Origin of the sequence: Sulfurimonas sp., from assembly GCF_041563495.1 — a bacterium.
Lineage (GTDB): Bacteria > Campylobacterota > Campylobacteria > Campylobacterales > Sulfurimonadaceae > Sulfurimonas.
This window is the reverse complement of the sequence record NZ_JBFFMZ010000002.1, coordinates 205,510-219,784: the sequence shown is the minus strand read 5'-3', so window position 1 is coordinate 219,784 and position 14,275 is coordinate 205,510. Positions and strand designations below refer to the sequence as shown.

Genomic DNA, 14,275 nt, shown 5'->3' with positions numbered 1-14,275 from the left:
TAATTATTGGAGAATAGATGGACGCAGCCAAATATATTTGGATGAATGGAAAATTTGTAGCTTGGGATGATGCTAAGGTACATGTACTTTCACACACTTTACACTATGGAAACGGTGTAATAGAAGGAACAAAAGCTTATAAAACCGAAAAAGGTTATGCGATTTTTCGCTTAAATGAGCATACTGAAAGACTAAAAGAGTCAGCAAAGATGACTCTTATCGATATCCCTTACTCGGTTGAAGAGATGAATCAGGCACAGATTGAGTTAATCAGAAAAAATGAGTTTAGTGGAGATAATGTATATCTTCGTCCTTTCGCATTTTTAGGTTACGGTGTTATGGGTGTTTACCATAAAAATGCTCCTGTTGAAACGGTTATGTCTGCTTGGGAATGGGGTGCATATCTCGGTGAAGAGGGTCTTCAAAAAGGTATCAAACTTAAAATTGCATCTATGACTAGACCTGCTAACACTTCAAATATGGGTAAGGCAAAAGCAACTGCAAATTATTTAAACTCTCAAATGGCTAAATACGAAGCTATAGACTGCGGTTATGATGAAGCGCTTCTTTTAGATGATCAGGGGTATGTTGCAGAAGCTTCGGGTGCGAGTTTTTTTATGGTAGTTGATGGAAAATTGGTAAGTCCTCCTAGTGATAATGCCCTTGTGTCTATCACTCAAAAAACAGTTATTGAGATAGCAGAAGATATGGGCATAGAAGTTGAGCGCCGCCGTATTTCTCGTGAAGAAGTTTATATTGCTGATGAAGCATTTTTAACAGGTACGGCAGCAGAAATAACGCCGGTTCGTCTTATTGACGCAAGAGAAATCGGTAGTGGTTCTCGTGGTGAAATAACGGAAAAAATACAAAGTACTTACTTTGATATAGTTTTTGGACGTAATAAGAAATATGAGCACTACCTCACATATATAGATTAAAAAAATTAGGAAAAATAATGAAGGATAATTTACTTATGGCATCAGATATGAATGACTATTTTAACAAGAAAAAAAGTGAAAGTGGCGGATTTGGAAAAAAATCCACAGGCGGTTCTGGCGGTGGCGGTGGTCCACAGATGCCAAAGATAGACATGAATTTTGGCGGTGGAAAAGCAGGAATAGTTTACTTTCTGGTAGCTGTTGTAGTGATGCTTGTTTTAGCAAAACCTTTTACAATCATACAAGAGGGTGAACGCGGTATTTTAAGTACAAACGGTAAGTATCAAGATCAAGCACTTCTTCCAGGACTTCATTTTATTATTCCAGTGATTCAAAAAGTTTATGTAGTTGATACAAAAGTGCGTATTATTAACTATGCATCTCGCATAGAGGCTACTGGCGGTTCTGCTTCTGGAATCACTATAAAACCTGCAATTACGGTTCTTGATAAACGTGGTCTTCCTGTTTCTATCGAGTTGACTGTTCAGTATAGACTTAATTCACAGTTCGCAGCTCAGACAATCTCAAACTGGGGCTTTAGCTGGGAAGATAAAATTATAAATCCTGTTGTAAGAGATGTTGTCCGTAATGTTGTCGGTAAATATGATGCAGAATCACTGCCTCAGATGAGAAATAAGATTGCGCAGGAGATAGACAAAAGCGTTAGAGATAATGTAACAAGTCTTCAGAATGCTCCGGCAGATCTTCAGTCGGTTCAACTTCGTGAAATCGGATTGCCTACAAAAGTAAAAGAGCAAATTGAGAGAGTTCAAGTTGCAAAACAAGAAGTTCAAAAAGCAGAGCAAGATGTTCAACGTGCAAAACAAGAAGCTCTTAAACGTGCAGCAGAAGCTGAAGGTGTAGCTCAAAAAGCTAGAATTGAAGCTCAGGGTATAGCAGACGCCGTAACAATCGAAGCAGATGCAAAAGCAAAAGCAAATATACTGATTGCCAAATCATTAACAAGTAAACTTTTAGAGCTAGAACAGTTAAAAGTTCAAGGTAAATTTAATGAAGCTCTTAGTACAAATAAAGATGCAAAAATATTTTTAACACCTGGCGGTTCAACTCCAAATATCTGGGTTGACACAAAAGATATCAAGCAAAGAACTACGGCACAATAATGGGTTTAAATGAAGTCTTAAATAGAGTAGACTGGCAAAAAAGTGACCTTTTGCCGGTAATTGTTCAAGACAATCTCAACAACGAAGTTCTTATGATGGCTTATATGAACAAAGAAGCCTTGGAGCTTTCACTGGCTACAAACGTAGCGCACTATTTTTCAAGAAGTAAACAGCGCATCTGGAAAAAAGGTGAGAGCAGTGGACATATCCAAACAATTCACTCTTTTAACATTGACTGCGATAACGACACTCTTTTGATTAAAGTTACTCAAGAGGGTGTAGCCTGTCATACAGGTCGCCGTTCATGTTTTTTTACAGAACTGGAATCCGGCGAAATAAATTCCAAAATCGAAGTTAATTCAAACGCTCTTTACGGGGTAATAGATACTCTATATCATACAATTCAAGAGCGTAAACATGCAGATCCTGAGAGTTCATGGACAGCAAAATTAATGAGTAAGGGTGACAATACAATACTGAAAAAAGTTGTAGAAGAAGCCGGAGAGTTCAGTTTTGCATATAAAGATGATGATGAATCTGAGATGATATATGAAGCAGCCGATCTTACTTATCATATGTTAGTAGCCCTCGCTGTTAAAAACATCTCTCCTGATCGCATAAAACAAGAACTTGCCCGTAGATTTGACATGAGTGGAATAGCCGAGAAAAATTCAAGAGAAGATTAAATGAAAGCAAAGCTTACTGCCTTTATAAATGGATTAATTACTTATGATTATATTCTTTTTGGCAGTGCCTTTGGGCTTTTTATTCTTTTTATAATTCTTGGTATTGTACTTAGAAGAAAAACTGTATTGGCAATTTTTCTTATACTTCTATCTTTTACAATCCTATTAACCGGTCCGACTATCGGCTATATAAAGATGCATGACTACATCTTTAAAAACAGTACTGAGATTACCAGCCAGAAGAAGCTGAATTTTACTCAAGCCGTTGTTGTAAAAGGTAAAATAACTAATGAATCCAATAGGTTTTTTAAAAGTTGCAAGATTACCGCCAGCGCTGTTAAAGTAAGTAATAATGAGTTAAAGAACTACATATATTCATTTAAACCGTTTGCCAAGATGTCGATTATGGAGCAAGATATAGCAGTAGGTGAAACTAGAGAGATTAAAATAATAATTGAACCTTTTACTTATTCAAAAGATTATAATCTATCAATCGGAGCTAGATGCAAATGACAACACTTTTTAATTATTGGCACTATACAATACTTGCTATCATACTTCTTATTTTCATCGGGGGTGTTATCTCATCCTTTAAACAAACAAATAAAAAACTTGTTTTTCCTATGTTAATATCAGTCTCGTTGATTACGGCAGTTCTGGCAGGGTTTTCCATAGTCGTTGTCGACAAATACACTAAAATTCCAAAACTATATAAATTAGAGAATAAAAGACTTCTCTCAATAGAGAAAATAGTTTATACGGGTATAGTGAAAAATGAGGGTAACCATGAAATCGGAGAAGTTACGATTGAGATAAAACTTGTAAATAAAGGACATGCCACAGGAAATGTAAAAGGCGGTAATTTTTATAAACCAAGCGGCTTTATGGATTTTTTCAGCGGCGGGGCAAATATTTTGTATAAACCTCAAACAATTGTAAAAGAATTTGTTGTAGCAACAAATTTAAAACCTGGAGAAGCGAAACCTTTTAGAGTATATTTTGGTTGGCCGCCGTATTTTAGAAGTGTTGCAGAGTTTGTAAAAGTTTCAGGGCATTAGCCATTTGATTTGTCCGTAAAAGAAAGTAATTTCTTTTACTTCGCTAGAGCCGCTGAGGCTACTAAAGCTAGAGCTTATTCTAAGCTCAGATATTTAGTACTTTAGTTTTAATGGTTTTAACGCTTTATTTATATTCCTGATTTGTTTGTTTTTATCTCTACACCAAGCCGGACTTAAAAGTGAATCATCGTCGATTCCGGCAGTAACTCTTTGAACAGACACATTCTCGGGTTTCATTTGGAGAGACTTTACTAAAACATCAAGGTACTCCCCTTCACTTATCGGAGTAAATTTTCCTTTTACAAAGTCATTGGCAAGGGCTGTTTTTTTGACTACGTAAAGAGGATGATATTTTACGGAATCTATTCCCCAGTCATACGCTTGTTTTGAAGTATCTAACATCATCTCTTGTGTCTCATCAGGCAGACCAAAGATTAAATGCCCGCAAACCTTAAGACCCTTTTCTTTTGATTTTAAAATCCACTCTTTAGTCATTTCACTGGAGTGACCGCGATTGATTTTTTCAAGCGTTTCATCATAAACTGATTGAATCCCAAACTCTATCCATATCTCTTTATCCTTACTTAGCTTGGACAAATATTCAAGAGTCTCCTCAGTAATAGAATCTGAACGTGTTCCTATACTTAAGCCTACAACATTATCAAAAGAGAGAGCTTTATCATAAAGGGCTTTTAGTGTAGGAAATGGAGCGTAGGTATTTGTAAAAGATTGAAAATAGACTAAAAATTTTTCAGCGCCGTACTCTTCACGCTGTCTTTTGCTGATGGCATTAAATTGCATCTCTAGTTGGTCTAGTTGTTTTTGAAGATTTGGATTGGATTTTGAATTTAGGTTAAGGTGAAAACCTTTTAGTTCCTGTATTTCACCCGTACTGGCACTAAAAGAGTCGTTTTCACAAAATGTACAGCCGCCTTTGGCAACCGTACCGTCTATATTAGGACAAGTGAAACCGGATATATTGATTCCTACTTTGTAAACTTTGCAAGCAAACTTAGATTTTAAGTAGTTGCCGAAGGTATATATTTGCTTCAATTAAAATCTCCTTTTTCTACGGCAAAGCCCTAGAAAATTTCCTCTCACTAAAGCTTTGTCCAAAATGGACAAGAATAAAAAATCAGGATTTTTTATTAAACTATATATTTGCCTGTAAAACAAGCAGTACAGTAGTTGCTCTCTTGTGTATTTACACTTCTAAGAAGTGAAGCCTCATCAAGGTAAGCTAAAGAGTCAGCTTCTATATATTTACATATTTCATCAGTTGTCATATTTGCAGCAATCAATTTACTTTTATCAGGAGTATCTACGCCGTAAAAACAAGGGTCGGTAGTAGGAGGAGAAGAGACACGCATATGAACCTCACTTGCTCCGGCTTCTTTTAACATTCTAATAATTCTTCTTGAAGTTGTTCCGCGAACGATAGAGTCATCGATTACAATGACTCTTTTACCTTTAATAATATCTGTCATCGGTGATAGTTTCATTTTAACTTTAAGATCACGCATCTCTTGAGTAGGTTCAATAAATGTACGGCCTATGTAATGATTTCTCATGATTCCCATCTCATATGGAATTCCACTTTCTTGTGAATATCCAATCGCAGCAGGAACACCGCCATCAGGAACAGGGATAACAATATCAGCTTCAACAGGCTGTATGTTTGCCAGTTCTTTACCCATATTTTTTCTTGTCTGATATACTGATTGTCCAAAAACTTTTGAGTCAGGTCTTGCAAAATAAACATATTCAAAAATACAGTGTTTAGGTGTCGGTTCAAATATTTTTATACTTGTCGGTTCACTGTTTTCTTCAAAAATAAGAAGTTCGCCAGGTTCTACATCTCTAATGAACTCTGCACCGACCAAATCAAATGCACAAGTCTCAGATGCAACAATATAGCCGCCATTTGGAAGGCGACCAAGGCTTAGTGGTCTAAAACCAAAACGGTCGCGCATTGCAAACATTTTTGTTCTGCTTAAAAATACAAGTGAAAAAGCACCTTCAATTCTTTGAACGGCATCTATTATTCTGTCAAGTAGTTTTTTCTGTTCACTTTTTGCAATAAGATGGATAAGATTTTCCGTATCCATAAAAGTTTGAAAAATCGCACCTTTTTCAATAAGCTTGTTACGGATTTCATCGGCATTTGTAAGGTTTCCATTATGAACTATTGCCATTTCACCCAGGTCATATCTGGCAAATACCGGCTGAGCATCAAGAATAGAGTCATCTCCGGCAGTTGAGTAGCGAGTGTGACCGATAGCGCTTGAACCGCTTAACGTTTTTAGTTTTGCTTCATCAAAAACACGCATAACCAAACCGCGTTTTTTGATTGTGTGTAGTTTTTCTCCATCAGAAGAGCTTATTCCTGCTGCTTCTTGTCCGCGATGTTGAAGTGCGTGAAGTGAAAAGTAAGCTAGTTTAGAAGCTTCTTGATGACCATAAATCCCTACGACAGCACATTTTTCATTTACATCTTCTAGCAAATTTTCTTCCTTGTTCTACGATTCATTTCGCGAATTATACTTGATTTGTCTTAAAAACTTTATAATTCTAAACAATCACTAATAGAATATAGACCCGGTTCTTTATCTGCCAACCAAGCTCCGGCTCTTATGGCACCCTTAGAAAAGGTATTTCTAGAAGTTGCTGTATGGTTTAGTTCTACAAACTCACCATCGTTGTAAAAGCCTACAGTATGGCGACCGACGATATCTCCGCCGCGAATAGCCATAACAGCTATCTCGTCTTTACTTCTTTCACCGATGTTTCCATCTCTTCCGCTTACACGTACTTTGTCTAAGTCAAGACCGCGACCTGCAGCTGCAGATTCACCTAAAGTAAGAGCAGTTCCGCTTGGTGCATCTTTTTTATGTTTGTGATGCATTTCAACTATCTCAATATCAAAACCATCAAGTGCAGCCGCAGCTTGATAGACAAGTTTATTTAATAGCGCTACACCTAAAGACATATTTGTAGCATAAAGTACAGGCATGTTTTCACTAGCCTGTTTTAAAAGGTTCAGTTGATGTGTACTTAAACCGGTTGTACCTATTACAAGCGGTTTCGGAGTCTCTATAGCAGCTTCAAGCAGAGCTTCACAAGCCTCAGGAAGTGAGAAGTCTATTACTATGTCACAAGCATTTAGAAATGATTTTATATCCGTACTTACTAATACAGAAGGGTCAATAGAGAAGTTTAGTTCATTTCTTACAAATACCGAACTTAAACTGATATTTTGGCTATCTTTTAAATCATCTATTATTAACTTCCCAACTCTTCCATTCGCACCAAATACACCAACTTTTACCATCTTATTTATTTCCTAACTTAATTTAATTTTTCATCTACATATGAGATGACTTGCAGTGCCGCAACAGCACCGTCTCCGGCTGCACTTACCACTTGTTTTGGAGCGGCTATTCTCATATCGCCTGTAGCATATAAACCTTCTACCGAAGTTTTCATGCTGATATCTACTATTACTTCACCTGACTTATTCACATCACATAAGAAACTGCCGTCTTCTTGGATAAGCGTTTGATTATTTACGTCGTTTCCAACAAAAGTAAATACACCTGGAACTTCAATATCACGAAGTTCACCGTCATTGTTTTTTACACGAATTCCCGTTACACCCATTTTGTCACCGTATACTTCATCAGGAATAGAGTTTAAGACAAGTTCGATGTTCTGTGTTCTTTTAATCCTCTCTACTGTGTTTGGAGCTGAGCGAAATGTATCTCTTCTGTGAATAAGATAAACTTTAGAACATATTTTAGCTAAATATAGTGCTTCTTCCAAAGCCGTATCTCCACCACCGATAACTGCGACCTCTTTTCCTTTGTAGAAAAAACCGTCACAAGTAGCACAAGTGCTTACTCCGCGGCCAAAAAATTCATCTTCTCCTGCAAAGCCTGCACGACGCGGAGATGAACCTGTACCTATAATTACACTGTGTGCTTCTTCGATGGTACCGTCACCTTTGTGAATCTTAAAAATATCGCCCTCTTTGCTGACTCTTGTTACTTCTACCATCGCATGCTTCAGACCAAATTTTTGGCACTGCTCGGGCCACGGCATCATAAGATCCATACCTGTAATCTCGCCTGTTACACCAGGGTAGTTCTCTATCTCGGAACTTTGAGTTATTTGACCGCCTGGCATACCTTTTTCAAACATGGTTACATTTTCTAACCCACCGCGAGTCGTATAAAGTCCTGCAGTAAGACCGGCTGGGCCTCCACCAATAATTGCACAATCTAATATATTTGACATTATATTTTTTCCTTATAGAGCTTCTACTTGTGAAGCTAATTCTTTTAAATTATCTAATTTTCGTATCATACTATCTTGTTTATAAAGAGACTCTTTTGATTTCTTTATAAAAAAAATAGATGGGGATTCGTAGATATTAAACCTTTGAATAAAGCTAAGGGAAGTTTTTGTACCACTTCTTAAAAAGGTCGTTGTTTCGCTGTTTTCTTTCACTTCGTTGTAGTAATCAATTGCCAGTATAGGAAGCTTAAGTTTTGTTTTAGAAAGCAGGTCCATTGTATCTTTATCTTTGGAACTGTAAAAGACAATAACATACTTTTGGGCTGTGGGAGAAAAAATATCGTTTTTTTCATAAAACACCCACTCTTTAAAATCAATGAACTTGTATTCTGAAAACTTGTAGTTGAAGTATGCAAAGGCGCCGGCTATCATAGCAGCGCCAAAGAATGAAGCAAGTAGTGTAGATAGAGAAAAGAGGCTTTGGCCTCCTCTCTTTGCCACTGTTGAAGCTTCTTTTGAAGTTACGCTAATAAAGCGTCGATTTTTTCAGCCAGAGCTTGTTTTGATTGTGCTCCAACAACTTGGTCTACCATTTCACCATTTTTGAAGAACATAATAGTAGGGATAGAACGAATACCGAATTTAACAGCAATATCCTGCTCTTCATCAGTATTTACTTTACAGATTTTAGCTTTTCCGTCATAATCTTCAGCTAACTCTTCGATTACTGGAGCGATCATACGACAAGGTCCACACCACGGTGCCCAAAAGTCTACTAGAGATACGCCTTCACTTAGAGTCGCTTCAAAATCTGCACCAGTTAATTCTATGTATTTGCCCATTTATATTTCCTTTGGAATAATTTATATGAGATGTATTATACATACCCTACCTTTAAATAACTCTTTATGTTTTTAGATTTAGAGTTTTATTAATGCTAAAGACAAATAAAAACCCGCCGATTGTGAGCAGTGCCACACCACTGTAAAATAGATACAAGTCCTCAATTAAGATTCCTGTAGAGGATATTATTAAACCAAGAAATGAGAAATTCCATTGTAGTTTTGAAATTTTTTCACTAAGCAATTCATGAAGCATTGGAACATCTTGTTCCTCAATAAGTGGTGCATAAATCTGAAACCATACTAAAAATGGAATAATTTTATAAAAATTTCCGATGATTACAAAACCAAAAAAACCAACAAGCATAACCCACATGCCAAGTTTGAGTATCAATTCATTTTCATTAAACAGATACGAGATTAGTAAAATAAAAGAGAGGATAAAAGAGCTGAACCCTACATACATAGATTTTGCCCACACATCATGAACTACTTTTTTTCTAGATTTTGTCATCTTAAAGAGCTGGTAAAAATAAAGCAATAATGCTGTTATTGTTAAAATGTATGCCGATTTTTCCAGGTATACGGTTAGAAAAAACGGTGAGAGGAGCATTGCTGTAACTCCCAGGCAAAGAGTGTAAAAACTGCTTGAAAACTCATTGTCACTTATGCGTTTTGAAAAGCCGAACATGGGGACTAAGATTATAGAGATGCCCATTATCAGAAGTATGACAAACCCCACAACAAGCCCAAAAGTGTGAGTCTTTAAAATCGAGTCAGGATTGATGTCTATGTATCCGTTAAAACCAAATGCCATGATTAAACCGCTTATAATGCCAAGTAGTAAAAAAAGATTGCTCATCTTCATAGCCTTTGTAATACTGGTCTTTCTTCTGGCTTTTGTTAGAGTCATAAAAAACTCAGTAGCGTAGATGCTCATAGCAATTAGGATTAGAAAACCGCCATGTGTCAGAAGTTTTATATTTATATAAAAACCCATAATCATTAAGATAAGACCAAATATCAGAAAAATCCAGATGTACTTAAACAGATTGACATTGTGGTGTTTTGTCTCAACGACTACTGGGCCAAGTTGTGCCATTGCCGAGAATATTGCCATCATGACAAAGCCCAGCATATAGATATGAACCCAAGAGACTATGGAAAAATCACTTAGTGCATCCAGCGGATCTATAGAAAAAAGCCAAAGCATACTCAAGAGATAAAAAAATCCTGATAGTATGAAATAGGGTTTCATTAATTTTATGGGTGGAGAAAAGTCCGGTGATACGTTCATTTATATTTCTTAATTATCTTTTTGTATAATTCTATCAAATTATTAAAGGTTTTCAATGAAATTAACAATAAGTGACGGACAGATAGGTGTACGACCGCCTGTAACCAAACCACATCCCGGATTTTTACATGAAGTCGGTGAAGAGAGATTTAAAAAATTAGTATTTGATCATTATGATTTAATAAAGACGAGTGATATATCATTTTTATTTCCTGTACATGATGAAGAAGATTTTGCCGATGCCAAACAACATGCCTTTGATTTTCTTATTCAAATCTCAGGAGGACCTAGATATTTTGAGCAGACCAGAGGTGAGCCTAGAATGGTTGGAAGACACGCACCTTTTCGCATCGATGAGGAGAGTCGTAAAGTATGGCTTTCTCTCTATGCTCCGCTTTTAGAAGCTCTTGTTGAAGAAGGTATTACAGAGGAGTATATTCAAAGCTTTTGGGACTACTTAAATATTTTCTCCATGTGGCTTGTTAATACAAAAAGTTAAAATTTACAGTCAAAATAAAAGAAGCTTGTGCATAACAGCTTCTTTTGACTAGAAAGCAATCATCTCTCTTTTTCTTTTTCTAAAAACGGCGCATTCCGTGTAACCTGCATCTTTTGCCATTTGAATTATCGCATCACTAAAAAGAGAGACTTGTTCGGGCTTGTGTGCATCTGAGCCGAATGTTATTGGGATACCAAGCTCATAAGCCTGTTTTAAAAGTGATGGTGAGGGGTAAGCCTCTTCTACAGGTTTTCTATATCCTGCCACGTTTAATTCTATGACCATGTCGGCTTTTTTAATGGCCTCCAAAGCATTTTTTGCAATCAGATTTATATCTTTTTTTGGCATAAATTTGAAGACTTTTATAAGGTCAAGATGCCCTACAATATCAAAGTGTCCGCTTTTAGCCAACTCTTCAACTGCATTGAAGTATTTCTGCCAAATCTCATCTATGTCTTCATGCTCATAATGACCTATGAATTCAGGGTTGTCAAACCCCCACTCATCAATAAAATGTACAGAGCCTATAAGGTAGTCAACATCTGCATTCAGCACTCTTTTATCCATATGGCCTACAAGAAAATCAACTTCATAAGCCAATAGTATTTCTATCTTGTCTTTATACTTCTCTTTTACTTCAAATACAGCTTTTTCGTACTCTTGCATTTGCGCAAAATTCATACGGTATTTTGGGTCATAATCCATAGGAGCATGATCTGAAAAACCAAAATATTTTGTACCGGATTCTATTGCCTTTTCAACATATTTAAATATTTCTCCATCTGCATGATTACAAAGCGGAGTATGGTTATGTAAATCGACTATCATTTTGCTGCCTCTAAAATAAAACTTATAGATATTTATGCTATTATAGTGACAATAAATAAATTTGGCTAGGGAATTAAAATGACTCAAGAAGAACTAGATGCTATGATGAATGGAGAAATCGATGATATTGATGGACTTGAAGATGATACCGATGAAAAAGTGGATGTAGAAGCTGAACAATCAAAGTCTCAAGAAGACCCCGGAGATATCGGTCTTCCCCCAGGTTATAATGAAGACACTTCGCATCATTGGCCTCTTCCTGCAACAGATGAAAACAAGATGGTTCATCAACTTGACGATGTGACAAAAGAGAGCGAAGCAAAAGCTAGTGAGATTTTTGATATTATTGAAGTTATCAGTAATGACTTGATGGAAAAAGAGGAAAATGTTAATAATGCTATTGAAGTAATAACTTCAAATATTGAACTATTTACTACACTAAGTGCGAAGTTTCCGGATGTTGAAGCTTTTAAAACGCAGTTAGAAAAAAATGAAGCAGCACTTAATGATACAAATGAAACTTTAGAAATGCTTCAAAACAGCGGTGATTCAATAATGAGTGTAATGGACATCATGCAGTATCAAGATATACACCGCCAAAAAATTGAGCGTGTTATCAATGTAATGCGTGCACTTTCTAAATATATGAATACTCTGTTTGAGGGTAAAATCGAAGATGAAAAAAGAGTTTCTTCTGCTCAACACATTGCAGGTGATACGCATAATGACTTAGCATCTACGGATGACATCGAAGCACTATTAGCACAGTTTGGAAATTAATGAATAAAGTAGAACTTCTATCTCCGGCAGGAACACTTGAAAAATTAAAGATTGCACTTGATTTTGGTGCAGATGCAGTTTACGGCGGCGTAAGTCACTTCTCTCTTCGTATACGTTCGGGCAAAGAGTTCAGTATGGAAGAGTTTAAGGAAGGTATAGACTACGCTCATGCTCGCGGTAAAAAAGTATATGCGACTATAAACGGATTTCCTTTTAATTCTCAGCTCTCACTTCTTAAGAAACACATTTTAGCGATGGCAGAGCTTGGTCCAGATGCTTTTATCGTAGCTACTCCTGGTGTTTTAAAGCTGTGTCATGAACTGGCTCCGCAGATTCCTCTGCATCTATCAACTCAGGCAAATGTTATGAACGTTCTTGATGCAAAAGTCTTTTACGACATGGGAGCTGTAAGAATTATAACGGCGCGAGAGATTTCGCTAAAAGACCTTGTAGCTATAAAAAAAGAACTGCCTGACTTGGAACTTGAGGTTTTTGTTCACGGTTCTATGTGTTTTGCCTACAGCGGAAGATGTCTTATATCTACGCTTCAAAGCGGTCGTGTGCCAAATCGCGGTTCTTGTGCGAATGATTGTAGATTTCCTTATGAAATGTATGCCGCAAACCCTGAAACCGGAACGCTCTTTAAGCTTGAAGAAGATGAAGGGGTGGGGACTTATATTATGAACTCAAAAGACCTGAATCTTGCATCTCACATCAAAGAGATGCTTGACAGCGGAGTCATTGATTCTATTAAAATCGAAGGTCGCACAAAGACAGCTTATTATGCAGCTACTACGGCTAAAGCCTACAGAATGGCTATAGACGATTATTATAACGGTGTGGAAGATGTGGATAAATATCAGTATGAACTTCAGTCTCTACAAAATCGCGGTTATACAGATGCTTATCTTATTTCAAGGCCTTTTGAAAAACATGATACTCAGAGTTTAGACTTTACTATGCAGCTTGGAACACATCAGGTGACGGGTCAGGTGAATGAAGAAGGTACGCATTTTTTATGCAAATACAAGACTCTGCCAAATGATGAGATGGAAGTAGTATTTCCACTTGGCTCAAAAGTTGAGATAGTCGATAATGAAATCGGTACTACGTACGAGAGGGACGGAAAGTTTTTTCTAAAACTAAAACGGTTAAAGGCTATAAACGGAAAGATATGGGAAGAAGTCCATAGCGGGAATGTAAATCCTATAGTTCTTCCGACCAAGTTTCCATCATATACATTCTTTAGGATTCCGGCACATCCGGATATGGGAACATACCCAAAGAAGTAAAAAAAGTGTATAATTCCAAAAAAAATTCAAGGGAAAAATGAAATGAAATTTGTATCAATCGTAATGGGCTCTAAAAGTGATTATGAAGTCATGAAGTCTTGCTCAGACACATTAGAAGCTTTTGGTGTTAACTATGAGATGATTATCTCTTCAGCTCACCGTTCGCCGGAGAGAACAGCAACTTATATTTTAGAAGCTGAGAAAAAAGGTGCCCAAGTGTTTATTGCTGCTGCTGGTATGGCTGCACACTTAGCAGGTGTTTTATCCTCTAAAACAGTTAAACCTATTATCGGTGTTCCGATGTCAGCTTCTGCTTTAAGCGGGATTGATGCACTGCTTTCAACTGTTCAAATGCCTGCTGGAATGCCAGTTGCTACAGTAGCCATAGGAAAAGCCGGAGCTATTAATTCAGCTTTCTTAGCAATGCAGATGCTGGCACTTGATAATGAAGAATTGTCAGTAAAACTAAAAGAAGATAGAATCGCTAAAGCTAAAAAAGTTGAAATGGACTCTTTGGAAATAGAAACAATAATTAAGTAAATTGTAAACGGCACTAATGTGTCGTGGGCTTCCCGCCGAGGGAAACTAAGCGTTAGCGTAGATAAAGGGACTTGTTCCTTTATCGTTCATAAGCA

17 protein-coding genes are annotated in these 14,275 nt (G+C 36.8%); 9 read left to right on the top strand and 8 right to left on the bottom strand.

Going from position 1 to position 14,275, the window contains the following annotated elements; all coding sequences use genetic code 11:
* Positions 1-17 precede the first annotated feature (17 nt).
* From ABYK18_RS03045 to ABYK18_RS03025, 5 genes are read left to right on the top strand one after another with little or no spacing between them, the layout of a single operon-like run.
* Positions 18-938 (top strand): branched-chain amino acid transaminase, encoded by a 921-nt coding sequence (locus ABYK18_RS03045; RefSeq protein ID WP_373035147.1) that lies wholly within the window; start codon positions 18-20, stop codon positions 936-938.
* 35 nt (positions 939-973) lie between these two features.
* Positions 974-2,062, top strand: coding sequence for an SPFH domain-containing protein (locus ABYK18_RS03040; protein WP_373035253.1), 1,089 nt, complete (start codon positions 974-976; stop codon positions 2,060-2,062).
* Complete coding sequence (hisIE, locus tag ABYK18_RS03035; RefSeq protein WP_373035146.1) at positions 2,062-2,748, top strand: bifunctional phosphoribosyl-AMP cyclohydrolase/phosphoribosyl-ATP diphosphatase HisIE; 687 nt, start codon at positions 2,062-2,064, stop codon at positions 2,746-2,748. The genes ABYK18_RS03040 and hisIE overlap by 1 nt, the downstream gene beginning before the upstream one ends.
* Positions 2,749-3,261 (top strand): DUF2393 domain-containing protein, encoded by a 513-nt coding sequence (locus tag ABYK18_RS03030; protein ID WP_373035145.1) that lies wholly within the window; start codon positions 2,749-2,751, stop codon positions 3,259-3,261.
* Positions 3,252-3,806, top strand: coding sequence for a DUF2393 family protein (locus ABYK18_RS03025; protein ID WP_373035143.1), 555 nt, complete (start codon positions 3,252-3,254; stop codon positions 3,804-3,806). The genes ABYK18_RS03030 and ABYK18_RS03025 overlap by 10 nt, the downstream gene beginning before the upstream one ends.
* A gap of 93 nt (positions 3,807-3,899) precedes the next feature.
* Here ABYK18_RS03025 and ABYK18_RS03020 read toward each other — a convergent pair whose 3' ends face one another.
* The 7 genes from ABYK18_RS03020 to ABYK18_RS02990 form a co-directional block, all read right to left on the bottom strand.
* Positions 3,900-4,859 (bottom strand): TIGR01212 family radical SAM protein, encoded by a 960-nt coding sequence (locus tag ABYK18_RS03020; RefSeq protein ID WP_373035142.1) that lies wholly within the window; start codon positions 4,857-4,859, stop codon positions 3,900-3,902.
* 95 nt (positions 4,860-4,954) lie between these two features.
* On the bottom strand, positions 4,955-6,310 hold the full coding sequence (gene purF / locus ABYK18_RS03015; RefSeq protein WP_373035141.1) for an amidophosphoribosyltransferase: 1,356 nt from the start codon (positions 6,308-6,310) through the stop codon (positions 4,955-4,957).
* Between the two features lie 59 nt (positions 6,311-6,369).
* Entirely contained in the window at positions 6,370-7,137 is a 768-nt protein-coding gene (gene dapB / locus ABYK18_RS03010; RefSeq protein WP_373035140.1) for a 4-hydroxy-tetrahydrodipicolinate reductase, read from the bottom strand.
* 17 nt (positions 7,138-7,154) lie between these two features.
* Positions 7,155-8,093, bottom strand: a complete 939-nt coding sequence (gene trxB / locus ABYK18_RS03005; RefSeq protein ID WP_373035252.1) for a thioredoxin-disulfide reductase — start codon at positions 8,091-8,093, stop codon at positions 7,155-7,157.
* A 21-nt stretch (positions 8,094-8,114) separates the two neighbouring features.
* Positions 8,115-8,603, bottom strand: a complete 489-nt coding sequence (locus ABYK18_RS03000; protein WP_373035139.1) for a hypothetical protein — start codon at positions 8,601-8,603, stop codon at positions 8,115-8,117.
* 20 nt (positions 8,604-8,623) lie between these two features.
* Positions 8,624-8,944, bottom strand: coding sequence for a thioredoxin (trxA, locus tag ABYK18_RS02995; RefSeq protein WP_008336027.1), 321 nt, complete (start codon positions 8,942-8,944; stop codon positions 8,624-8,626).
* 64 nt (positions 8,945-9,008) lie between these two features.
* On the bottom strand, positions 9,009-10,241 hold the full coding sequence (locus tag ABYK18_RS02990) for a hypothetical protein (RefSeq protein WP_373035137.1): 1,233 nt from the start codon (positions 10,239-10,241) through the stop codon (positions 9,009-9,011).
* Positions 10,242-10,296: 55 nt separating this feature from the next.
* Here ABYK18_RS02990 and ABYK18_RS02985 point away from each other — a divergent pair, with 55 nt between their 5' ends.
* Positions 10,297-10,740, top strand: a complete 444-nt coding sequence (locus ABYK18_RS02985) for a globin (protein WP_373035136.1) — start codon at positions 10,297-10,299, stop codon at positions 10,738-10,740.
* A gap of 48 nt (positions 10,741-10,788) precedes the next feature.
* Here the strand turns inward: ABYK18_RS02985 and ABYK18_RS02980 are convergent, their stop codons facing one another.
* A complete protein-coding gene (locus ABYK18_RS02980) occupies positions 10,789-11,568 on the bottom strand; it encodes a histidinol-phosphatase HisJ family protein (protein ID WP_373035134.1) in 780 nt (259 codons plus the stop codon).
* A gap of 78 nt (positions 11,569-11,646) precedes the next feature.
* Here ABYK18_RS02980 and ABYK18_RS02975 point away from each other — a divergent pair, with 78 nt between their 5' ends.
* From ABYK18_RS02975 to purE, 3 genes are read left to right on the top strand one after another with little or no spacing between them, the layout of a single operon-like run.
* Positions 11,647-12,348, top strand: a complete 702-nt coding sequence (locus tag ABYK18_RS02975) for a chemotaxis protein (protein ID WP_373035133.1) — start codon at positions 11,647-11,649, stop codon at positions 12,346-12,348.
* Complete coding sequence (locus tag ABYK18_RS02970; RefSeq protein WP_373035132.1) at positions 12,348-13,640, top strand: peptidase U32 family protein; 1,293 nt, start codon at positions 12,348-12,350, stop codon at positions 13,638-13,640. Before ABYK18_RS02975 ends, ABYK18_RS02970 begins: the two co-directional genes overlap by 1 nt.
* 42 nt (positions 13,641-13,682) lie before the next feature.
* Positions 13,683-14,180, top strand: coding sequence for a 5-(carboxyamino)imidazole ribonucleotide mutase (gene purE, locus ABYK18_RS02965; RefSeq protein ID WP_373035131.1), 498 nt, complete (start codon positions 13,683-13,685; stop codon positions 14,178-14,180).
* Positions 14,181-14,275 lie beyond the last annotated feature (95 nt).